The following is a 19,789-nucleotide window of genomic DNA, read 5'->3' as shown; positions in this document are numbered from 1 at the left end:
AGCTGGAAAGCACACATTGTGATTTTGATAAAAAATCTCATTACTTTTTTCTCTGATAAAAAGGGTTTTGCAGGACAGAGAGCAAATAGAAACTAGAGCCAAAAGAAAAAGGTGAAAATATGAACCCAGAACAGATGAAGGCTGCAGATAAGGCGATTGATTATATGAAGCAGCATCTTGAGGAAGAGATCACTACAAAAGAGCTTGCCGATTTAACAGGCTACAGCCTTTTTCATTTTACGAGGATCTTTAAAAAGGCGACAGGAATCTCTCCGAGGCATTTCCTTAGTGCGTTAAGAATCGAGATGGGGAAGGAAGAACTGGCAAGGAAATCTTCACTGACTAAGGCAATGATTGCTTCAGGGTATCTTAGCCCGGGTACGTTTCAAACCCGCTTTAAAAATCATGTGGGAATCAGCCCTAAACGATACGAAGCCAGTATGGAAATGCTGCAGAAAATGATGGATGAGACGAAAACGCTGCTCCCTGAGAGAATGGAATCAGAGGCACCGGGAAGCCGGGCAAAAGTAAGCTGTCTTATCCAGGTCCCCCCAGGATTCAGGGGAATTATTTTTGCAGGACTGTTTCCTGAGCCGATTCCCGATCAGAGGCCTGTCAAAGGGACTGCTTTCAGCCATAACAGCCCTCAATGCATTTTCACAGACATCCCGGAAGGAACTTATTATCTGCTGGCAGCAGGGCTGGAGTGGAGCATGAATCCCCTCAGGTATTTTCAGCCGGAAACATTCCTTAGGGGGAAATTGGAAGGAACGGTGGAAATCAAGAAAAACACGGACTGCAAGGCCACCGTTCAGCTGAGGGAGCCGCTGCCCCATGATCCGCCAATCTTAATCAATCTTCCTCTCTTGCTGTTTGAAAAAATAACCAACAAAGCAAACTAGAAGAATTTATAGGAAAAGTAAGGCAGTATAATCATGAAAAAGGAGGAGAATGCCGTGCCTATTAAAACTGATATCATCATTCAGGCTGACAAAAGCTTAGTTTGGAGAGCGTGGACCGAATCAGATAGAATAACCGAGTGGTTTGCCCCGGAAGCAGTGATCGAACCGGCAGCAGGAGGGCGGTTCGAATTATATTTCAATCCCTCAGATAAGAGCAGCATGAATACGAAAGGATGTAAAATCCTCAGTATCTTAGAAGAAGAAAAGCTTATGTTTGAATGGAAAGGGCCTGATGCTTTTGCCGGTCTAATGAATAGTGAACATAATCTGACTAAAGTAACCGTAATTCTGGAGGATATTCCGGAAGGTATACAAATCTCGCTGCAGCATGATGGCTGGGGAGAGAGCGGGCAGTGGGATCAGGCAAAACAATGGCATTTAGCGGCCTGGGACCAAATGCTGGCGAGCCTGAAGCAGAGTATTGAATCCGGCAAAGGATTACTTTGCTGCCAATAAGGAAGGGGTAACAGTAATGGCTCAATTATGTGCAATAGGGATTTATGTACCAGACTTAACAAAAGCACTCCGGTTTTATACAGAAGTACTCGATTTCGAAGTAAACAAACAGTATGGCCCGAAAATAGTGTCGCTTGCACACGGGGAACTGCCAATTATCCTGGAAGAAAGTGAAGGTGCTGATTATATAGATAGAAAGGCAGCGACAGGGCCGGTACTAGTGCTTCAAACGGAAAAAATTGAAAATGAAGTCAATCGCCTGAAATCCAAAGGTGCTGATTTACTGATGGAAGAGCCGGCAGCTTGTCCGCCGGGTAAATATATAAGTTTCAGAGATCCGTTCGGCAATATATTAGAATATTTGCAGTTTGATTGAGGAGAATCCAACTTTCTCCTCTTTTTTTGTTTGCCTGGAAAACTTACACTGAAGCTGAAAAATTTGAAAGTAGGAGGGGTTTTATGAAATCGCTTCCAGTAATGCTGTTGATCTTTTTCTTTGCTGCTCCGCTGGTATCAACTGCCGGAGGGGGCGGAGGAAGCGGGGGGAGCCCGGGGCGATGGTATCCCGGAGAAAGTCCCAATATAGTAGATCCATCTCTTCCGCCGCTCGTGTTTATCCACGGCTACAGCAATTCTGCGAATGTCTGGCTGGAGGAAAATGATATGCCGGAAATAGCAGGGGAATACGGATATCAGACCGCATATGCCGATCTTTATCCGGATCGGGATATGTGGGAAAACGGAATGATGCTGGCAGGCATGCTTGAAGAAATCTACTATCATTTCGGGCAGAAAAAACTGGCAGTCGTCGCCTACAGCAAGGGCGGTGTGGATAGTCAGACAGCCCTCGTCCATAATGAAGCATATCCTTATGTTTCCCGAGTAATCACCCTATCTACTCCCCACAGCGGCACACAGCTCGCAGACCTTGCCAATAGCAGTGCTGCCGGCTGGCTTTCCGAACTCCTCGGCAGCCGCAATGATGCAACTGCCTCACTTCAGACAGGATATATGAGCTATTACCGCAGTTTGACAGACTCCCATTCGAACGCCCAGCGGATTCCCTTTTACACAATCGGTGGGACCGGCTGGGGCAGCTTTGGATCGGCAACATATTGGGGAGGCTTGTATTTGAGCCAGTATGGCAGGAATGATGGCGTCGTCCCCCTAATCAGTTCGAGGCTTTCAGGCTTCCCTGTCATAGCTGAGCGTTCCTGGAATCATTCAAGCATAAGGCAAGGATCGGTCATATTCCCAGAGCTTAACCCCTTTTTAACTGTGCCTTCTTCCCAATCTGATCATTCTCCCTTATTAACCGATACAGATTTTTCCCAGGCTTCCAGCATGATCATTCATGGTGGAATGGCAGATGAGGTGTTTGAAGATTCCTTTCTTATCGAAGATGAAGTAAAGGCTGCCTCAGTGTCTGTGTTAAGCAGCAAAAGTGTCCCGGACATGGTTTTGCAGGATGAACAGGGGAACAGCTATACACCCGGCAGAATTTATAAAGATGGTTCAGGATTTTTCTCTGGGGCATATGTCACTGAATTCACTGTAAAGAATCCTGTGCCAGGGAGCTGGACTGTAAGCAGTAAAGAGGGACGTATCGGTTTTCTGTATACAGTCAGTCTAGACAAGGATAAAGCTATTCCAGGGACAGGCATAAATCTGAAGAGCTGGAAAAGCCTGGAGCCGGGCGTGAAATATCAGACAGAGTGGGTTCATTTTAAAGGCAAGGGAGCCAAGTCCTCCTCCAGTCATGGGATCAAAGCGGGCCTTCCTGATGCTTCAGATTTTAAAGAAAATGGCATATACAACCTCACCATCCAAATTACTGGGAAAACCGGCCAGGGTAAAGCGTTTGAAAGGAGCATTGTACAGTCCATCTATGTAGATGGATCCGGCATTGTTTATAAGTAAAATACTGCTAATGGTATTTATAATAAAAGAAATATTCCCAGGCATCGGCATACGCTGGTGCCTTGTTTTTTTATGGCTTTTCAATATTTTTGAAATAGGAAATTCAAAAAATATTGAATATAATATTCTGATAATTTAAAATGATAATAATGGATCTTATCATGAAAATAAGGAGGAGTTCTATGGAACATATTAATCTATCTGGAAGAAAGAGGGAGAGCTACAAGGTAGAGTTCAGCCATTCTCTTTTATGGGAGTGCGCCCTTGGCATAGCTGCTGTGACCAACGGGGCACTGATTGACACGCTTGAGCATTCAGCAAAGCTTTCAGGAATCAGGTCAGGGGCATCTGCCCGCCTTAAGGATCAGATGGAACATATTGAAAAGAATAACACATGGAAGTCGCTGCTTCAGCTGCTGCACCATGTGGAAGCCCGCACGCTTCAGGATTTTATTGGAGCTGTGGAGGAAATGGATGAAAAAGAACTGAAGCGGGTCTGCCTGCCATTTCTGGGATGGAAGAAAGAAGAGGCAAGGGAGCGTGCAGCCGCTGGAAATGCTCAATCCCTTGAAGAATTAATACGTTATGTGGCAGGGCATAAGTTTTTCCCGGCCTATATTTCCTATATTTTTAAGGAATCGGCAGGAGAACTGAAGAAGCATCTTATTTCCAGTATGGAAGGCTGGTATCTGGCAGCCATTGAACCTGACAAAGAAGAGCTGTCAGCTATATTGGAAAAAGATGTTCATGACAAAAAAAAGCTCTCAGCCAGAACTTCCCCTGAAGACCTCGCTGAAACTGCGACAGGAGGGATTACTTACCTTCCAGAGCCTGGTGTCTATACTGTCAGGCTGATTCCGCAATATGTGTACCGTCCCTGGACTATTGAAGCGGATCTGGAAGGCACAAAGGTATTTTATTATCCAGTTTCAAACAGCAGCCTGCCTGCTGATGTGCCGGACAGTCCGGACTATTTTCTTGTTCAAAAGCAAAAGGCACTGGGAGATGAATTCAGGCTGCGCATTGTCAAGCTCCTTTTCAAGGAGGACCTGCCGCTGCAGGATATTACCGAGGAACTCAATATCGGGAAATCGACTGTACACCATCATCTTAAGATCCTTAGGGCAGCCAAGCTTGCAGAAGTGCACAATCATAAATACAGGCTGAAAAAAGAAGCGGTCCTTTCTTTGGGAAGAGACCTCGAAAGGTATTTAAAGGGTGGAAGTGAATGATCTGGAAACTGAAGCCGTTCCGCTATTTATGGGCTGGTGCAGCTGCTTCAGAAGCGGGGGGAGCACTCGGCACCTTCTGCAATTCAATCATGGTATATGAACTGACAGGATCAAAGCTGGCGCTTGGCAGCATGTGGCTGCTGTATTATCTGCCCTCCCTCATCCTGCAGCTTATCTCGGGGCCATTTATTGACAAATGGAGCCGCAAGTGGATCATGATTGTCTCCCAATGGACAAGGAGTCTCTTTTTCCTGCTTCCTTTTGTGATGATAAGTACCGGCCAGCTTGAAGTTTGGCACATATATGCGGCTCAGATCGCTGTAGGGCTTGTGTCTCCCTTTTATGTCCCGGCAAGCCAGGCCCTGCTTCCTTCATTGATAAAAGGAGACAGCCTGCAATCTGCCAACGCTGTACTCGACGGTACAGTCAGGCTGCTTTCAATGATTGTCCCGATGACGGGTGGATTTGTTATCGAGAGAGCAGGGGCAGAGGTGAGTCTGCTGTTCGTGACGAGTTTCCTGCTGATAAGCGGCAGCTTCCTTTTATTTATCGCAGAACCAGCAGAAGAAGAACGAACCATTAGGAAAACATGGCTTGCAGAATTCAAGGAGGGAATCTTCTATTATATTAGAAATCCTCTCTTGCTGTGGCTTGGGATTTTCCTTGCTTTCGTCCAGTTGGGTGTAGGAGCTGCGATGGTCCTGAATCTTCCCTATATAACTGATGAACTTTCAGAGAGCTATAGCAGCTACGGGCTCTTTATGGCGGGTTTTCCGGTGGGTTATCTTGCCGGCACGCTTCTTATCGGGAAGGTGCGAATAAGCAATCGCCGCACTGCTATGCTGGGCGCGCTGATGGCAGGAGGGTCGACTTATATCCTGCTGGCTCTGAACGCCAATTTTGCAGCTGCGGTTGTGATTGAAGCAGCTGCCGGGATTTTCATGGCATTTTTCAATATACAAAGTACTGTCATCTATCAGCAGACAGTACCGGACCATTTAAGAGGAAAAGTTTTCTCGGCCAGGCTGTTCATCATCAGGGGCGCGATGCCTTTCGGAGTGCTTGCCGGAAGCACGCTTGGAAGCCTGTGGGGTGTAAGGCCTGTATTCTTCCTTATGGGGACATTGATCTGCGCTGCATCTGCAGCCGGGCTCCTTCATCCTTACTTTGCGTTCCTAAATGGGCAGTCAGAATATCAGGAACAAGGGACAGAACCTGATAAACCTGCATAGAGGAAGGTAATTTGCCTGCATTAGGTATTGCTTTAAGAAAAAAGAGGGATTGATTGCCGGTTTAAAGAAATAAAATGGTGAATAAGACATTTTATGCTGTATTTAGAAGGAGGAGTTTTTATGCTTAAAAGGAGGGACGGCAGGAGGGGCGGATGGAAGCGGGTAAGCGAAAGGTCTTATTGGCAATGCTGGCTGGATTCACAGGAATTTACGGGCCACCTTACTCTCCTTGAAATGGTTAAAGTAACTGAAAAGCTGACGGTCAGATACGAAAAAGAAGAAGTTTGCATTGTTTCCGACGGCTTCAGCTGGCTTCAGCATTTTCCAAAGGATCAGTATTATACTGTCACGACCATGATGGATGACAAAGGAGAAATCATCCAATGGTATATCGATATTTGCTATGAGATCGGAATCGAAGAAGGTATCCCCTGGATGGATGATCTGTTCCTGGATATCGTAATACTGCCAGCAGGGAATGTATATTTGCTGGATGAAGACGAACTGGAAGATGCCCTGAAATCCTTTATTATAACGGAAGAGATGTATACCCTTGCAAAAAGGCAGGCTAGTGAACTGATGGATTTAATTCATGCCGGCAAGTTTCCGCTATTGAATCTGGCAAAAAAACATGCTGAATTTGTGAAAGGGAGGAAAAACGGTGGAGATAAGCTTAACTATGATGTGCGAGGAAGACATGGATGACCTTTTTATTTTTGAAAATGAGAACCGCGCCTATTTTGAAAAAACGGTTCCTCCAAGACCGGAAGGCTATTATTTTTTTGATGCTTTCAAAGGTGCAATGAATCAGCTTCTTGAAGAGCAGAAGAATCATTTGTCTTACTTTTATATAATTCGCAATGAAAAAAGTGAGATGGCAGGCAGGATTAACCTGACAGATATTGATTTAAATGCCGGGACAGCTCAAGTAGGATACCGGATTGGAGAAGGATTCGCAGGGAGGCAGGTCGCTTCTTCCGCATTGAAACTCCTTCTGCTTGAAGCGGCAGCCAAGGAGATTCGGGAAATTCAGGCTAAAACGATAAAAGAGAACATAGCCTCTCAAAGAGTGCTTCTGAGAAATGGGTTCACTCAAATAGACTGCGATAGTGACTTTATTTTTTACTCATATAAGGTCATAAAGTCATTTGATAGAGAATGATCCTTGGCATGAAGAACTGTGAGCCCAACTAAAAAAGGCAGTGAACAAAACACTCACTCTGGAGGCTGTTCTTCACCGCCTTCTTTTTCGTCTGGAGAATCATTGTTTTCTTCTTCGCTGCCGGGAAAGTCCTGTGGTGTGATGCCTCCCCCATATGTTGCACCTATATTCATCTGGCCGCTGAGTTCCTTTACTCCCAGCTGATTGATATTATTGGTCAATTCATATTTATCGACTATGAACCTGTCAATATGGAATTCCTGAAAAATGACAGGCGGAGAGCAAATGGGGTCAGGATGTGAAGCAGGTGTGTCTTTATGGGGATTTTCTTTTGTGCCAGCGTGAAAAGCAGAGATTTCCCGCCTCAGTTCTAAATTCTCTTTTTCCAGGCGGAAAAGGGCATTCTCAGTATGCTGGAGACGCTGCTCCAGGTTTTCTATCTGTTGGAGGTAGCGGCCGAGTGCTTTAACAATCATTTTTTCAATGTGCTTTTCTTCCTGAGCAGGACCGGGGTTTTGTTTTATGTCTGCAGCAGGTGTCCGGGCTGAGAATTTCTTTTTCAGGGCGACCAGGCTTCCCAATTCTTTCTCGATGGTAAGAAAACGCCTGACATGGACATCGCATGTCCTGATCTTTTTAGACTCTTCTTCAAGAAATTCAATCCTCGATTCCAGTCTGGCCAGCCGGTCCGAGCCATCCTTGCCAAGTAAATGTTTAAACGCCATATCTCACCACACCATTTAGTCCTTGGATTTTACTCAATTGGAATCTGTTCCTCCGGCTGTGAGATCTTTCCGTAGCTGATCTCCAGGAGGCCGTTAATGAATTTTGCGGAAAGTTTATTGTCATTAGGAATGGCAGGAAGCTTTACAGCTCTTTCAAAGTTTCCATGGAATCTTTCTTTTTGAATATTCTTGATACCGCTGTATGGTACGTAGATAGTTCCCCTGATGATCAGCCTGTCACCCTGGAGGAACAGCTGGACATCCTCCCTTTGGATGCCCGGCAGACCGGCCATCAGGATGATTTGTGTTTCTGTCTCATATATATCCACAAGCGGAAATTCGGCTGACTTCCGGTAGCCGGCTTCCCCAGGCTCGCCGGCAAAACTGTTGAAAGCCGCAGATTCCCCGAATTGCCCGCCTGGACCCTGTTCAAAAACCTGGTTCCAAAAATCCCCGCCCTGCACCTTCTGGGCAAGCTCCATCCATTGCTTCATTTTTTCGAGATCCATCATATCACCTGCTTTATAGGTTTCAGGGATTATCGTTTATTATTAATCTTATTTTCATTTATGCTATTCATGCCTAAATGTTGGGAAGTTAAGCTGTTTGAAAAGAAAACTATTTTTGAAAAAAGCTATTTGGATTCTTCTTCCTGTGCCATAATTGAGTCAGTTTAAGAGGGGGAGTTTATATGCAAATCAGGAAGCTGGTGAGAGAGGATGCTGAACAATATAAAAAGCTGCGGCTGGAAGCGCTGCAAAATAAACCGGAAGCATTTGCTTCCAGCTATGAAGAAGAAAGCGGAAATCCTGCCGAGTTTTACGCCAGGCGTTTTGCTTCAGTTTCTTCTGCAGAGTTTGGCGCATTTGAGAAGGGCAATTTGGCCGGAACGGCAGCTTTGATTAAGGAGACTAAATTAAAACTTAAGCATCGGGCCATGATTGCAGCAGTGTATGTAAAACCTGATTACAGGGACAAGGGAGCAGGCAGAAAGCTGATAGAAGCAGCTCTTGCTGAAGCGCGTTCGGACACTGGAATAGAACAGGTCACCCTCTCAGTTGAAAGCGGGAATGAGCCTGCCAAAAGGCTTTATGAGTCATTAGGGTTTACAGTATATGGCATTGAAAAAAGAGCTTTGAAAATTGGTGAAGATTATTATGACGAAAAACACATGATTTTATATCTTAGTTGAGGAGGCGAAAGCCTTCTTTTTATAAAAATGTAATTTATATTACTTTATAGAGTAATCATTTGTTGCTTTATAACGTAATTTATATTACTTTTAAAGAAGGAGGTGGAATATTTGGAAAATTTAAGCCTGAATGTTGCCTTGCTTCGGAGAAAGGTCCCGAATTTGACTGCAGCAGCAAAGTCAGTCGGGCTTCGTCCAGCTACAGTCTCCAATTTATGCACCGGCAAGATCCCGGTTGGAAGGGCAGAGGTCAGGACGATTGCTGCGCTTGCTGAACTGGCAGAATGCAGCCTGGATGATTTAATCATTAGAGGGGAGAAGGCAGAGATGATTGAAACGAAAATCAAGGCGCTCGATCTGTTTGCACCATTGGCTAAAGGAGGGACCGCCGGTCTTGTCGCAAGGCAGGGAATGGGTCAGCTGGTCCTCCTGACAGAGATATTTTTCCGACTGAAGAAGGAAGGCTATAAGACAATCCTGCTCATGCCAGAAGGGGATTATCCAGAACTTGAGGATATCCTGATCAACACAGATTATACTGCTGCAACCATTGAGGAGGCATACCAGCTTCTCTCAGAACACTCAAAAGGTCAAGAAGTTCTGTTTGCAGCTGATAGAGCCCATGTAGTAAACGGAACCATCCATGATTTACAGGGCAGGCTGGAGGCGAACGGTATTGGCCCAGTGACAACCTTCCTCCTCGATTTAAAAGGGGAGGCAGTAGATGAAGAATTTCCTTATGGGCCGCTGGAAACCTTATGGCAATTTGATGCCGATCTTGCTGCCAGGCATCTGTATCCTGCAGTTAATCCTATGTATTCTGCTTCCTCTGTCCTTGAGGGAGCTTATCTTGACCAGGCCCACCTGAGTATTCAGCAGAAGGCGCAAAAGCTCCTCCGCCGCTACAGGGAATTAAAGGCGCTTGTCCAAGCCGGGGGAATGAAGAGGCTTCCGTCTTCTGAAGCTCTGGGTTATCAGCGTGGAGCATTGCTGGAAGCCTATCTGACCCAGCCATTTTATACAGCAGAAGAATTTACAGGCCAAAAAGGGGAATCTGTAAGGCTTCAGGAAAATCTTATTGACGTCCGAAAAATTCTGGACGGTGCTGCAGATGCTTATACTGCAGATGAGCTGTCCTATATTGGAAGCCTGGCCACCCACCAGGAGAAAAATTCATAAGAAACAGCCCGCTCCTGCGGGCTGTTTCTATATCACACTGTTTTTCACTGAGTTGGAATCATTGAGGTCAGGATCGGCAATCCAGGATATTGGGATATTCACAGGTGAGACATCGCCGTTTTGTTCACCATATCCCTGATTTCTCTTATACGAGATAAACTGGTCGATAAATTGGTTCGGCCCCATATTAACGATAGAAGCATGGTCAAGCACATTGACCTTTAAGGCAAGAAGATTTACCACCATGGGGGCAAATATCACGAATATCACTCCCTACAAATTTGGAATTCTCGCTGAATCAAAGGTAGAATTGGAGTCAAGCTGATCACGGTCATCAACCATTCCCTTTGTGCCGATAAATCCGCTTGCATCCCCGAAGTTCTGTCCGTAGCCCTGATTCTTTTTATCCGAATTATGCCACTCGGCAAGCAGATTTTGGCCGATGTTGACTGCGGAAGCATTCTCAAAAGAATTGATTTTGATTGCGCAGATGTTGATATTGATAAATGGCGCAGGAGCCGGCAATTATATCTCCCCCTTTGTTTGCTTCTAAGTATATTCAGCACTGCATAATTTATGATAAACGGGCAGTGAGAGGAAAAGGGGGAAAAGCATGTACTATCCTACGCGCATAACCATAGGCAAGACATCAATAAGAAGTGCTGATCATGGAACTGGCATAATTTTTGGCCAGAATATCATGGTTAATAAAGCGGTGAACGGAAAGAAAAACCAGGGATTTGGCCAGCAGTCCGCTGACAAAGTTTTTACGGCCATGCCGGCAGGTGCAGTATGGGATGGGGAGCAGGAAGATAACACGAGCGTGAAAAACAACATCTAGCTATCCGTATAGTTCAGCTGAAATTTAGAATAACCTTCACAATTGCCGCATACCTTTAATGTATATACCTCCGAAAGCAAAAGCCCTGCTGCTAAAAGTACGGGGCTTTTGCTTTATGGTTCAAATCAGAGGAATTATTTGCTATAATAAGCTTGACGAAAATGATTATCATTATTGATGAGGTGCTTGCTGTAATGAATATTGAACAATTGGTTACAACACGAAGAACAATTAAAAAGTTTAAAGCAGATCCAGTGGATGAGGCGCTGTTCATGAAGTGGCTACAAGCAGCCAGCCTTGCTCCCAACCATAAAATGACCGAGCCTTGGGATATTATTTTTGCCGGCCCGGAGACACGCGGAAAGCTGAAGCATAAAACAGATTTTGGCGGAGCGCCGGAAGTGATGGCCGTCACTGTCAAGCATGGAAAAACAGAACTGGAGACAGTTGAAAATTCAGCAGCCGTGGCATGCTTTATCCAGAATTTCATGCTGCAGGCATGGGATGAGGGAGTAGGGACCTTCTGGTGTTCTCTTGGTGCTTCAAAGGCTGCGAGGGAAGTGCTCGGAGTTGAGGAAGGGAGCGAAGTAGTCGGCATCATCGCTTTTGGCTACCCTGAAGAAATCCCGGCTATCAAAGAGCGCATCAGCATTGAAGATAAGATTAAAAAGCTTCCATAATTATGGTTTGAAGGACAGTGCGGTTGCCTGTCCTTTTTTATTTTGTCATTTGCAGAAATAATACCTGTCAATCTTCGTGACAGGAAGCAAAATCCCTTTATCGCCTTCATTTTTCGGCTATAATGAATCTAGCAGAAAATACAGGGGGCATTAAAATAATGATACTAGTTGGATATAGCCGGAGAAGGGCAGGATGACTGAAGATTTCTGGTCGCCCGTCCGGCTGTCGATTTCTGTGGCTGCCATCTCATTGGCTATTGTTTTTGCTGCTGGCATTCTTTTGGCAAGAGTGCTCGCATTAAAAAAATTCAAAGGAAAGCCGCTTATTGAAACCCTCCTCCTCCTGCCTCTCGTACTTCCGCCATCGGTGGTCGGATTCCTGCTGATCATCGTGTTTGGAAAGCAGTCATTCTTTGGGAGAGCAATAGAAATCTTTATTGGGCAGCCGGTTATATTTACATGGCTGGCAGCCGTTATCGCGTCCAGTGTTGTTGCCTTTCCTCTGATGTACCAGTCGGCAAAGACGGGCTTTGAAACGATCGAGAAGGAGATAGAAGATGCTTCAAGAGTTGATGGAGCTTCAGAGGTGAAGGTTTTTCTCTACATAGCACTACCGCTTTCGGCCAAAGCACTGGCTGCCGGGGCCATACTCAGCTTTGCCAGAGCACTCGGGGAGTTTGGGGCAACACTCATGTTTGCCGGCAATATTCCCGGCAAAACACAAACGATTCCGACGGCCATTTATTTTGCTATTGACTCGGGGAATATGGAGCTGGCCTGGCTCTGGACGGCAGTTATGATTGGCATTTCCTTTATCATGCTTGCAGCAGTCAATGCTTTTAGCAAATAAAAATTTCGGTATACGAAATTTTCGTGTAGAAAAACAGGGTTTTTGCTGTCATGCCAAGAATATATAATAAGTCCGAAAACCAGAGGAGGAAAAAGCATGACAGCAGAACAGTTTTTACAGAAGCAAAATGAAGCCTTGCAAAAGCTCCAGAAAAAGCGCGCTGAAGCTTCATGGAAAGCTTCTGTAACTGGAGAAAATGAGTGGAACAGGAAAACAGCTGAGGCACAGACGGAGGTCAGCCTCTACTTATCAGATTCTGAAAGATTCCAAAAGGCCGCGGAATTGCTCGGAAGCGGGGAACTGGATCCGCTCGAACAAAGGCAGCTGCAGCTGCTGAAGAACAGTATGGTAAAAAATCAGCTGGACGCGGGCGTACTTAAGGAGCTCTCTGAAAGAAGCTCTGAGCTGATAGGCGTATTCAATACATACAGAGCCGTTCTGGATGGAAAGGAAGTTTCGGAAAATGAAATCAGGAAAATCCTTACCGACAGCAAGGACAACGAGCTGCGTGAGCAGGCATGGCATGCTAGCAAAACAATTGGCAGCAAAGTCGAAAAAAAGCTCCTTGACCTTGTAAAATTAAGGAACAAAACTGCTGTGAAGCTTGGCTACAGGAATTTTCATGAAATGAGTTTTGAGCTGCAGGAGCTGGACAGGGACGTTATTTTTGCTATCTTCGATGAGCTGAAGGAAATCTCGGATGAGCCATTCCGCCAGTTGAAGCTGGAAATGGATGAGGAAATTGCCGAACGCCTTTCCATATCAATAGAAGAGATCAGGCCTTGGCATTATGCGGACCCTTTTTTTCAGGAAGCGCCTCCTTCTAAAGCACTGAACTTGGATTCTTACTATGAAGGAAAAGATCTGGAGGAGCTGACAGCTTCCACATTTGCTTCAATGGGAATGGATATTGGGGAAATGCTGGAAAACAGCGATTTATATCCGCGGGAAAAGAAAAATCAGCATGCATTCTGTACAGACATCGACAGGGAAGGGGACGTAAGGGTCCTGTGCAACAACAGCAGCAGCGACTACTGGTCAACCACCATGCTGCATGAGTTCGGGCATGCCGTATATTTCAAATATATTGACCGTGATCTCCCTTTTCTTCTCAGAGCCCCGGCGCATACGTTGACGACTGAAGCGATCGCGATGCTGTACGGACGGTTGGGCCGTAATCCGGAGTGGCTGGGAAAATTCCTCGGCATGAATGAGAAGGAATTGGAAGAACTGGCTGGGGAGCTGAAATTGGCGCTCAGAAGGCAAATGCTCATTTCAGCCCGCTGGTTCATTACTTTTTCGCTGTTTGAAAAAGAACTGTATGAAAATCCTGACCAGGATCTGAACCGCTTGTGGTGGAAAATTGTCAAAGAAGTCCAATTCCTGAATCCGCCGGAAAATCAGGATACCCCGCACTGGGCAGCTAAGATCCACTTTACCCTTGTGCCTGTATACTATCAAAATTATCTTTTGGGGGAACTTACAACTTCACAGCTGGAACAGCATATAAAGAAAAATCTGAAGTGTGAAATTCTTTCTCATAAAGCCGGAAGCTACCTGCTTGAAGAATTTTTCAAGCCGGGAGCGTCCCTCCACTGGAATGAAAAGATAGAAAAAGCAACCGGAGAAAAACTCAACCCGCAGCATTTCATTGACCAATTCGTAGGGGATCTGCAGCAGGCATAAAAGGAGAACGGCCGCTTTCTTCACGGGAAGCGGCCTTTATGATGGAAAGGAAGGAAACTTTTATATGAAAGTGAACGTCTATATAGTATATGCATTCTGCAGGGACAATAAGGGAGGGAACCCGGCAGGAGTAGTTCTTGACGCAGATGGCCTGAGCACCGGGGATATGCAGAAAGTCGCCTCAATGGCGGGATTCCCCGAAACCGCATTTATCAGCCGTTCAATAGCAGGTGATGTATCGTTGAGATATTTTACGCCGGAGAACGAAGTCGACCTTTGCGGACATGCTACTGTCGCCTCATTCCACCTGCTTGTTAGGGAAGGCAGGATACTGCCCGGAAAGCACACATTTGAATGTCATGCTGGCCTTCTTAAAGCCAGGACGAGTGAGACAGGAGAGATTTTTCTTGAACAGCCCCTTCCGGAAATGGGGGAAACTCTTCCTGCAGAAGAGGCTGCAGCTTCTTTGGGAATCAGCCTGGATGATCTTGATGAAAGCCTGCCGGTCCAGATTGTTTGTGCCGGCCTGCCGGACATCATCGTCCCGATCCGTTCCCGTGATGTCCTGGAATGTATTCAGCCGGATTCCAGGCGGGTGGCTGAGATCAGCAGAAAATATCATGCAATAGGGTATCATCTGTTTGCAGTCAATGAAAAAGGCGGACCTGCGGCCGTCTGCCGGAATCTTGCACCTGCCGCCGGCATTCCGGAGGAAAGCGCGACAGGTACGGCCAGCGGCGCTCTATGCGCATATCTTTATCATCATCAAAGAATAGCGGCAGGACCGCATTTTTTTCACCAGGGCGAATCTATGGGGCTGCCTTCTATTATAAAGGCAAATCTATCAGCTGCAGATTCCGGGGAAATTGAAAGAATGGAAATTGGCGGTGCGGCGAAACTGCAAGAAAAGATGGTGATACACATTTAGTGCTGTATACACAAAAATTTTCGACACCATCCCATGCGGCCAGCTTAAATCCTCAGCAATAGACGCCCATTCTTCTGCCGGTGCGCCACTGAGTGTCATAGTTTGTAAAGAAAGCTCGCTATTTGTTCATATCTTTTAGGCGGAAAATGGTTTAAGATAGAAATAAGTTAATAGACGGACTTTTTAGAAAAAATAATAATGGTATTGTCAGTCAAACTTCAGACTCAGAATGATAGATGGAGGGATATGAGTGAGTGCAAGCATCGCAGTAAAACTGATAGAAGACTATTCAAATTATGAAGACGAAACACTGGTTGTCCTTTTTCAAAATGGGGATGGTATGGCATCTGAGTATCTTATGAAAAAATACAGGCACTTTGTCAGGGCGAAAGCGAGCAAATTCTTTCTGATCGGCGGAGATAAAGATGATCTTTTTCAGGAAGGGATGATCGGGCTCTACAAAGCAATCCGTGATTTTAAGGAGGACAAGCTTGCCTCATTCAAAGTGTTTGCTGAGCTGTGCATTACAAGGCAGATCATCACCGCTGTGAAAACGGCGACCCGGCAGAAGCAAATGCCGCTTAATTCCTATATCTCACTGGACAAGCCGATATATGAAGATGAATCCAAGCACACACTCATGGATATCCTTCCGGGCACCATGGTCACAGATCCGGCCATTCTGATTGTGACCCAGGAGAACACAGCAGACATTGAAGAGAAAATAGCTGAGAAGCTGAGCGACCTGGAACGGAAGGTGCTTGATCTATACGTTGCCGGCCACTCTTATATTGAAATCTCCGAGGAACTGGATACTCACGTCAAATCCATTGACAACGCCCTCCAGCGCGTCAAACGAAAGCTTGACCGCTATCTTGAAAGACGTGAGCTGGTGATTTAAGAAACGGGGAGCTCCCTCCGGAAAAGGGGGGCTTTTTTCTTTGGAGCCGGGTAAGAGAAATTATTTTACTCTGACTTAAGGGGATCGTGCAGGGTTTATAAAAAAATGAAATCCCGGCATACAGCCGGGATTTCCATCAGTATTCTTCCCTTCTGACAGAAGGTTCATCTCGCGGGGTATCTCCGAGCTGGTTCCCTTCATGGGATGGACGAAGCAGTTCATCTTCTTCGATGTTGTTATCTACAAAAAGGACATATTGCCCATCATATACCTTTTGCGCAAACTCTTCTGCATCCTCATCTGCTGCACCATAGCTCGCGTATTCATCATTTGAGTGGATACCTGAGCTGGTCCCTGGGTCTGCACCTAAAAATAATGCTTTAGCGGAATCCAGAAAGCGCTGGTTTCCGAGTTCCTGGGAGCCTATGATTTTGGCAATGGCCCCGTATGTTTCAGCAAGTGCTTCAATATTGGAGCCGTCCTTTGAAACGATTACCAGTTTTCTGCTGTTATAGCCATTGTCCTTTGCGGCAGAAAGTGCTTCGGTCAGATCCTCAATCGTATCATAGCCGCCAATCAATTGATTATTCATGAATAATCTCCTCCAGTAGATTAATAGAATTACTTCTATCATTCCCTTGTTTTCACGGGAAGAAACGTTGGAAAGCTTTTCAAGGAATACATGAATTTTCATCAAATATATAGCCTGCACAAGCTTTTTGGGACCTATTTCATTAGACGCTGCTTTAACTAATTGTCTTTGGAAGATGTCCCATGCTTTATAATGCGATATAATAGAGACATCGTAACTAGGAGGAATCGACACATGAAGCCATTTGACAAAATTTCTTCATATTTCAAGACCTATGCACAATCTCTGGCAGATGAATTGGTGGATAGCATCATTAACGAGTTTGACTTTGAGGTGCCGAAGGAAGAAATTAAGAATGCCAAAAAGACTTACGAATCTTTTATGAAGTTTATTGGGGAGTCCATTGTGTCTGAAACTGAGAAGATGCCTGACGGCTTGCTCGATTGGAGCAAGGAAAATGGAGAGCGGCAGGCGAAGAACGGCGGCCGCATCTCGGACATTGTGATGCGCTATCCGGATTCCAGGCAAGTTTTTATTGACAAAGTGGCCAGGATAGGAAAAGAATTCGAGTTAGGCATGGATGAAGTAATACTGCTGATAAAAAAGGTCAATTTAATTCTTGATATCAGCATCAATGAAACGGTATTTGCTTTTGAACGATTTTCAGAATTCCTTCTGGAAAAAGCACGGGATGAGGTCAATGAACTGACTGCACCTGTTGTTCCGATACAAGATGGAATTGCCGTTCTCCCGCTGATTGGCTCAATCGATTATGACCGGGCCAAGCTGATTATGGAAAAAGTAGTCCCGGAAATTAAAAACCTTCAGATAGAATGCCTGATCATGGACTTTTCCGGCATTGTAAATATAGACGCGCAAATTGCAAAGTATATATTTGATATCCGCAGTGTTCTCCGTCTCGTAGGAGTTAATACAATTGCTTCAGGAGTGCGGCCGGATCTTGCACAGCAGGCTGTTACAGAAGGTATCGATCTGACCTCCGTACCAACCTTTGCCAATGTAAAACAGGCCATTGAAAGCCTAGAGGAACTATGATCTGACAAAAGGGTGAACCGTCTTGGTTCACCTTTTTTGTTGTATAGGAATTTATAAATTGTAAGTCTCGTGGATAAATATCAATTCTTAATCAACGTCCGGCAGCTGCGCCGAGGTCACAAGCCAACCCTCCCAAAAAGGCAAAGAACGTCTTTTCGGGGGTTCGTCTTGAGGCACCCAGGTAGCTGGTTATACAGACGTTGCCCCAGGACATGGCGTTCTTAGTCTGCGTTCCTTAAGGGTGATCAAGGCGCTTTCGCTTTTGTTCTGTACAGCAATTATCCGGATTGCGCATCAAAGTTTTCTGCTAGGGGGATTTTAGACAGTTCGGTTAGTATGGTGGCCGCACCAATAATTTGTTTTGTGCGGTCAAAGAGTGGGTGGGCAAAAATCATATATGTATAAAGATGCTGGTCTGGAAGTGAAAAGGAGACTGTTTTCCGGATCGAAATCTGTTTTTCAATGACAGTTCTTTTCATCTGTCCATACATTTCTCCCCCTTTTCCAAGGCCGAGCTCATCGTCCCGTTTTCCTATGAGAGATTCAGGCGGGAATAAGGGATGATGATTGAAAATCCATGTATATTTTAGTTCCATGTCACAATGGGCTATGATCATGGGTGCAGCCTCCAGCGCGTAACGGAAAGGACTTTCGTCATCCGCATTAAAGGCAGAAGAGTGGAAATTCAGAATCTGGGCTATCTTTTGCCTGATTTCCTCACTGGGATTCCTCACCCCGCTTTCAATTTGTGCATAATAAGCCCTGTCGATGAACGCCTTTGTTGCAACAGTCTCCTGGGTGAGCTTTCTAGCTTTTCTAATTTTTATTACCAATTTCGTTTATGTTGTTTATGCATGGCTCTAGGTTATCATGTATCACTGGAAATAGGCGTGGCTTTTGAGACACAGGATGTATATTAAATGAAGAAAAGGGTAGATGAATAAATTACTAGAAAGAATCGGGCTATTTTTAGATGAATAAAGCAGAAGTTAGAGAACGGAAGAATGATGAAAAGGATGAAAGGGTATATGTCCTTAATACATAATGAAAGTGATGTGATATTTTGCCAAGCTCTAAATGGTTTAAAATCGGCTACGGAATTATTATTGTGATGGTTATTATCTTCCTCGCAACGAAAATCGATTTTATTTTTACACCGATTGAAATTTTCTTTGAAACTTTATTTATGCCTTTCCTTATCTCAGGGGTCCTTTATTATCTGCTGCGCCCAATCGTATATTTCCTTAATAGGAAAAACGTTCCAAAAGCTGTGTCCATCCTCTTGATCTATCTGATCGTCATAGGCGGGGCAGCAGCACTGGTGTATTTTGCCGGACCGGAGCTGCAGCGCCAGTTTAAAGATCTGATGGACAATTACCCGCAGTATATAGAGGGGCTTAGAAATAAAGCGGATGAGCTTCAGAACAGCGCCTGGTTCTCCCGGTTCCAGGAAAACGATTATATTACCCTCGACTATATAACAGAACAGGTGAGTTCGTATTTTAAATCGAACTTCTCTGACTTGAGCTCCCGTCTGACGGGCGTGTTCAGTATCGTCACGAGTGTTGTCACCGTGATTGTTACAGTGCCTTTCATTGTGTTCTATCTGCTGAAAGACAGCGAAGGGGCTTCAAAGGGCATGGTCAGATACTTGCCATATTTCCAGGCTGCCGAGACGAGGAAAATCCTTAAGGATATGGATGAAGCCCTAAGCTCCTATATCCAGGGACAGGCAATCGTCAGCTTCATCGTTGGTGTAATGATGTATATCGGCTATCTGATCATTGGAATCAAATATTCTCTCATCCTGGCCATTGTGGCCATGTTAACAAATGTCATTCCCTTTTTGGGGCCATTCCTTGCTCTTGTACCGGCTGTCATCGTCGGGTTTACCATGTCGCCTTTTATGGCGCTGAAGGTCATTCTCGTTGTGATAGTGGTCCAGCAAATCGACGGAAATGTATCTTCTCCGCTCATCATGGGGAGAAAGCTGGATGTCCATCCGCTTACCATCATCCTGATTCTTCTGGTGGCAGGCAATCTGGCGGGTCTGATCGGGATGATCGTCGCTGTTCCTGCCTATGCAATCATCAAGGTCATCATCAGCCATGCCTACAGGCTGTATGTTTTAAAAAGAGCCGACCGTGAACAGATTATCCAGGTTGAAGATTAATGGTTTCAATCATGCAGAGAAA

The 19,789-nt window shown here is 45.2% G+C and carries 24 protein-coding genes; 18 read left to right on the top strand and 6 right to left on the bottom strand.

The genetic code is table 11. From position 1 onward, the window contains the following. The first annotated feature begins 119 nt into the window (after positions 1-119). The 8 genes from ACQCVH_RS16130 to ACQCVH_RS16095 all read left to right on the top strand — a co-directional run bounded on the left by ACQCVH_RS16130 (position 120) and on the right by ACQCVH_RS16095 (position 6,964). Positions 120-902, top strand: coding sequence for a helix-turn-helix domain-containing protein (locus tag ACQCVH_RS16130; protein ID WP_426836662.1), 783 nt, complete (start codon positions 120-122; stop codon positions 900-902). A 54-nt stretch (positions 903-956) separates the two neighbouring features. Then, positions 957-1,418 carry an SRPBCC family protein gene (locus tag ACQCVH_RS16125; protein ID WP_426836661.1) on the top strand — a complete coding sequence of 154 codons (462 nt, stop codon included), beginning with the start codon at positions 957-959 and terminating at the stop codon, positions 1,416-1,418. A gap of 16 nt (positions 1,419-1,434) precedes the next feature. Next, positions 1,435-1,794 (top strand): VOC family protein, encoded by a 360-nt coding sequence (locus ACQCVH_RS16120; RefSeq protein ID WP_426836660.1) that lies wholly within the window; start codon positions 1,435-1,437, stop codon positions 1,792-1,794. An 83-nt stretch (positions 1,795-1,877) separates the two neighbouring features. Beyond that, positions 1,878-3,338, top strand: a complete 1,461-nt coding sequence (locus ACQCVH_RS16115; RefSeq protein ID WP_426836659.1) for an esterase/lipase family protein — start codon at positions 1,878-1,880, stop codon at positions 3,336-3,338. 182 nt (positions 3,339-3,520) lie between these two features. Continuing rightward, positions 3,521-4,570 (top strand): ArsR/SmtB family transcription factor, encoded by a 1,050-nt coding sequence (locus ACQCVH_RS16110; RefSeq protein ID WP_426836658.1) that lies wholly within the window; start codon positions 3,521-3,523, stop codon positions 4,568-4,570. Then, positions 4,567-5,802, top strand: a complete 1,236-nt coding sequence (locus ACQCVH_RS16105; protein WP_426836657.1) for an MFS transporter — start codon at positions 4,567-4,569, stop codon at positions 5,800-5,802. Before ACQCVH_RS16110 ends, ACQCVH_RS16105 begins: the two co-directional genes overlap by 4 nt. A gap of 120 nt (positions 5,803-5,922) precedes the next feature. After that, positions 5,923-6,507, top strand: a complete 585-nt coding sequence (locus tag ACQCVH_RS16100) for a ribonuclease FAU-1 family protein (RefSeq protein WP_426836656.1) — start codon at positions 5,923-5,925, stop codon at positions 6,505-6,507. Then, positions 6,464-6,964 (top strand): GNAT family N-acetyltransferase, encoded by a 501-nt coding sequence (locus ACQCVH_RS16095; protein ID WP_426836655.1) that lies wholly within the window; start codon positions 6,464-6,466, stop codon positions 6,962-6,964. Before ACQCVH_RS16100 ends, ACQCVH_RS16095 begins: the two co-directional genes overlap by 44 nt. Positions 6,965-7,017: 53 nt before the next feature. Here the strand turns inward: ACQCVH_RS16095 and ACQCVH_RS16090 are convergent, their stop codons facing one another. Continuing rightward, on the bottom strand, positions 7,018-7,689 hold the full coding sequence (locus tag ACQCVH_RS16090) for a hypothetical protein (protein ID WP_426836654.1): 672 nt from the start codon (positions 7,687-7,689) through the stop codon (positions 7,018-7,020). A 29-nt stretch (positions 7,690-7,718) separates the two neighbouring features. After that, positions 7,719-8,201 (bottom strand): Hsp20/alpha crystallin family protein, encoded by a 483-nt coding sequence (locus ACQCVH_RS16085; protein WP_426836653.1) that lies wholly within the window; start codon positions 8,199-8,201, stop codon positions 7,719-7,721. Positions 8,202-8,380: 179 nt separating this feature from the next. On the opposite strand from ACQCVH_RS16085, the gene ACQCVH_RS16080 reads away from it, so the two are divergent. Both ACQCVH_RS16080 and ACQCVH_RS16075 read left to right on the top strand, forming a co-directional pair. After that, entirely contained in the window at positions 8,381-8,881 is a 501-nt protein-coding gene (locus tag ACQCVH_RS16080) for a GNAT family N-acetyltransferase (RefSeq protein ID WP_426836652.1), read from the top strand. Between the two features lie 111 nt (positions 8,882-8,992). Continuing rightward, complete coding sequence (locus ACQCVH_RS16075; protein ID WP_426836651.1) at positions 8,993-10,060, top strand: hypothetical protein; 1,068 nt, start codon at positions 8,993-8,995, stop codon at positions 10,058-10,060. A gap of 27 nt (positions 10,061-10,087) precedes the next feature. Here the strand turns inward: ACQCVH_RS16075 and ACQCVH_RS16070 are convergent, their stop codons facing one another. Both ACQCVH_RS16070 and ACQCVH_RS16065 read right to left on the bottom strand, forming a co-directional pair. Then, positions 10,088-10,321, bottom strand: coding sequence for a hypothetical protein (locus tag ACQCVH_RS16070; RefSeq protein WP_224897974.1), 234 nt, complete (start codon positions 10,319-10,321; stop codon positions 10,088-10,090). A 12-nt stretch (positions 10,322-10,333) separates the two neighbouring features. After that, the gene (locus tag ACQCVH_RS16065) at positions 10,334-10,585 is read right to left on the bottom strand and encodes a hypothetical protein (protein WP_148973165.1); all 252 of its coding nucleotides are present in this window, start codon (positions 10,583-10,585) and stop codon (positions 10,334-10,336) included. Positions 10,586-10,673: 88 nt separating this feature from the next. Between ACQCVH_RS16065 and ACQCVH_RS16060 the strand changes: the two genes are divergently transcribed. The 6 genes from ACQCVH_RS16060 (at position 10,674) to sigH (ending at position 15,946) form a co-directional block, all read left to right on the top strand. Next, on the top strand, positions 10,674-10,901 hold the full coding sequence (locus ACQCVH_RS16060) for a hypothetical protein (RefSeq protein ID WP_426836650.1): 228 nt from the start codon (positions 10,674-10,676) through the stop codon (positions 10,899-10,901). Positions 10,902-11,062: 161 nt separating this feature from the next. Further along, positions 11,063-11,581: a nitroreductase family protein gene (locus ACQCVH_RS16055; protein WP_426836649.1), complete on the top strand. Its 519-nt coding sequence runs from the start codon at positions 11,063-11,065 to the stop codon at positions 11,579-11,581. 193 nt (positions 11,582-11,774) lie between these two features. Further along, positions 11,775-12,431, top strand: coding sequence for a molybdate ABC transporter permease subunit (gene modB / locus ACQCVH_RS16050; RefSeq protein WP_426836648.1), 657 nt, complete (start codon positions 11,775-11,777; stop codon positions 12,429-12,431). A gap of 96 nt (positions 12,432-12,527) precedes the next feature. After that, a complete protein-coding gene (locus ACQCVH_RS16045) occupies positions 12,528-14,117 on the top strand; it encodes a M2 family metallopeptidase (RefSeq protein ID WP_426836647.1) in 1,590 nt (529 codons plus the stop codon). A gap of 64 nt (positions 14,118-14,181) precedes the next feature. Further along, positions 14,182-15,045 carry a PhzF family phenazine biosynthesis protein gene (locus tag ACQCVH_RS16040; RefSeq protein WP_426836646.1) on the top strand — a complete coding sequence of 288 codons (864 nt, stop codon included), beginning with the start codon at positions 14,182-14,184 and terminating at the stop codon, positions 15,043-15,045. A gap of 250 nt (positions 15,046-15,295) precedes the next feature. After that, entirely contained in the window at positions 15,296-15,946 is a 651-nt protein-coding gene (gene sigH, locus ACQCVH_RS16035) for an RNA polymerase sporulation sigma factor SigH (RefSeq protein ID WP_224897961.1), read from the top strand. A gap of 136 nt (positions 15,947-16,082) precedes the next feature. Here the strand turns inward: sigH and ACQCVH_RS16030 are convergent, their stop codons facing one another. After that, positions 16,083-16,538, bottom strand: a complete 456-nt coding sequence (locus tag ACQCVH_RS16030; protein WP_426836645.1) for a general stress protein — start codon at positions 16,536-16,538, stop codon at positions 16,083-16,085. A gap of 234 nt (positions 16,539-16,772) precedes the next feature. Between ACQCVH_RS16030 and ACQCVH_RS16025 the strand changes: the two genes are divergently transcribed. Beyond that, a complete protein-coding gene (locus tag ACQCVH_RS16025; RefSeq protein ID WP_426836644.1) occupies positions 16,773-17,594 on the top strand; it encodes an STAS domain-containing protein in 822 nt (273 codons plus the stop codon). 278 nt (positions 17,595-17,872) lie between these two features. Here ACQCVH_RS16025 and ACQCVH_RS16020 read toward each other — a convergent pair whose 3' ends face one another. After that, positions 17,873-18,427 (bottom strand): helix-turn-helix domain-containing protein, encoded by a 555-nt coding sequence (locus ACQCVH_RS16020; protein WP_426836643.1) that lies wholly within the window; start codon positions 18,425-18,427, stop codon positions 17,873-17,875. A gap of 230 nt (positions 18,428-18,657) precedes the next feature. On the opposite strand from ACQCVH_RS16020, the gene ACQCVH_RS16015 reads away from it, so the two are divergent. Next, positions 18,658-19,767 (top strand): AI-2E family transporter, encoded by a 1,110-nt coding sequence (locus ACQCVH_RS16015; protein ID WP_426836642.1) that lies wholly within the window; start codon positions 18,658-18,660, stop codon positions 19,765-19,767. Positions 19,768-19,789 lie beyond the last annotated feature (22 nt).

Origin of the sequence: Bacillus infantis, assembly GCF_050107595.1 — a bacterium.
Taxonomy (GTDB): Bacteria; Bacillota; Bacilli; order Bacillales; family Cytobacillaceae; genus Bacillus_AB; species Bacillus_AB infantis_C.
This window is presented reverse-complemented; position numbering and strand designations above follow the sequence as displayed.

What these genes read in the sequence shown, in the direction of transcription:
- ACQCVH_RS16090 (WP_426836654.1), bottom strand. Translation starts at nt 7,689, where the DNA reads ATGGCGTTTAAACATTTACTTGGCAAGGATGGCTCGGACCGGCTGGCC.
- ACQCVH_RS16040 (WP_426836646.1), top strand. Translation starts at nt 14,182, where the DNA reads ATGAAAGTGAACGTCTATATAGTATATGCATTCTGCAGGGACAATAAG.
- ACQCVH_RS16120 (WP_426836660.1), top strand. Translation starts at nt 1,435, where the DNA reads ATGGCTCAATTATGTGCAATAGGGATTTATGTACCAGACTTAACAAAA.
- modB (WP_426836648.1), top strand. Translation starts at nt 11,775, where the DNA reads ATGACTGAAGATTTCTGGTCGCCCGTCCGGCTGTCGATTTCTGTGGCT.
- ACQCVH_RS16045 (WP_426836647.1), top strand. Translation starts at nt 12,528, where the DNA reads ATGACAGCAGAACAGTTTTTACAGAAGCAAAATGAAGCCTTGCAAAAG.
- ACQCVH_RS16080 (WP_426836652.1), top strand. Translation starts at nt 8,381, where the DNA reads ATGCAAATCAGGAAGCTGGTGAGAGAGGATGCTGAACAATATAAAAAG.
- ACQCVH_RS16105 (WP_426836657.1), top strand. Translation starts at nt 4,567, where the DNA reads ATGATCTGGAAACTGAAGCCGTTCCGCTATTTATGGGCTGGTGCAGCT.
- ACQCVH_RS16030 (WP_426836645.1), bottom strand. Translation starts at nt 16,538, where the DNA reads ATGAATAATCAATTGATTGGCGGCTATGATACGATTGAGGATCTGACC.
- ACQCVH_RS16100 (WP_426836656.1), top strand. Translation starts at nt 5,923, where the DNA reads ATGCTTAAAAGGAGGGACGGCAGGAGGGGCGGATGGAAGCGGGTAAGC.
- ACQCVH_RS16060 (WP_426836650.1), top strand. Translation starts at nt 10,674, where the DNA reads ATGTACTATCCTACGCGCATAACCATAGGCAAGACATCAATAAGAAGT.
- ACQCVH_RS16085 (WP_426836653.1), bottom strand. Translation starts at nt 8,201, where the DNA reads ATGATGGATCTCGAAAAAATGAAGCAATGGATGGAGCTTGCCCAGAAG.
- ACQCVH_RS16130 (WP_426836662.1), top strand. Translation starts at nt 120, where the DNA reads ATGAACCCAGAACAGATGAAGGCTGCAGATAAGGCGATTGATTATATG.
- ACQCVH_RS16115 (WP_426836659.1), top strand. Translation starts at nt 1,878, where the DNA reads ATGAAATCGCTTCCAGTAATGCTGTTGATCTTTTTCTTTGCTGCTCCG.
- ACQCVH_RS16025 (WP_426836644.1), top strand. Translation starts at nt 16,773, where the DNA reads ATGAAGCCATTTGACAAAATTTCTTCATATTTCAAGACCTATGCACAA.
- ACQCVH_RS16110 (WP_426836658.1), top strand. Translation starts at nt 3,521, where the DNA reads ATGGAACATATTAATCTATCTGGAAGAAAGAGGGAGAGCTACAAGGTA.
- ACQCVH_RS16055 (WP_426836649.1), top strand. Translation starts at nt 11,063, where the DNA reads ATGATTATCATTATTGATGAGGTGCTTGCTGTAATGAATATTGAACAA.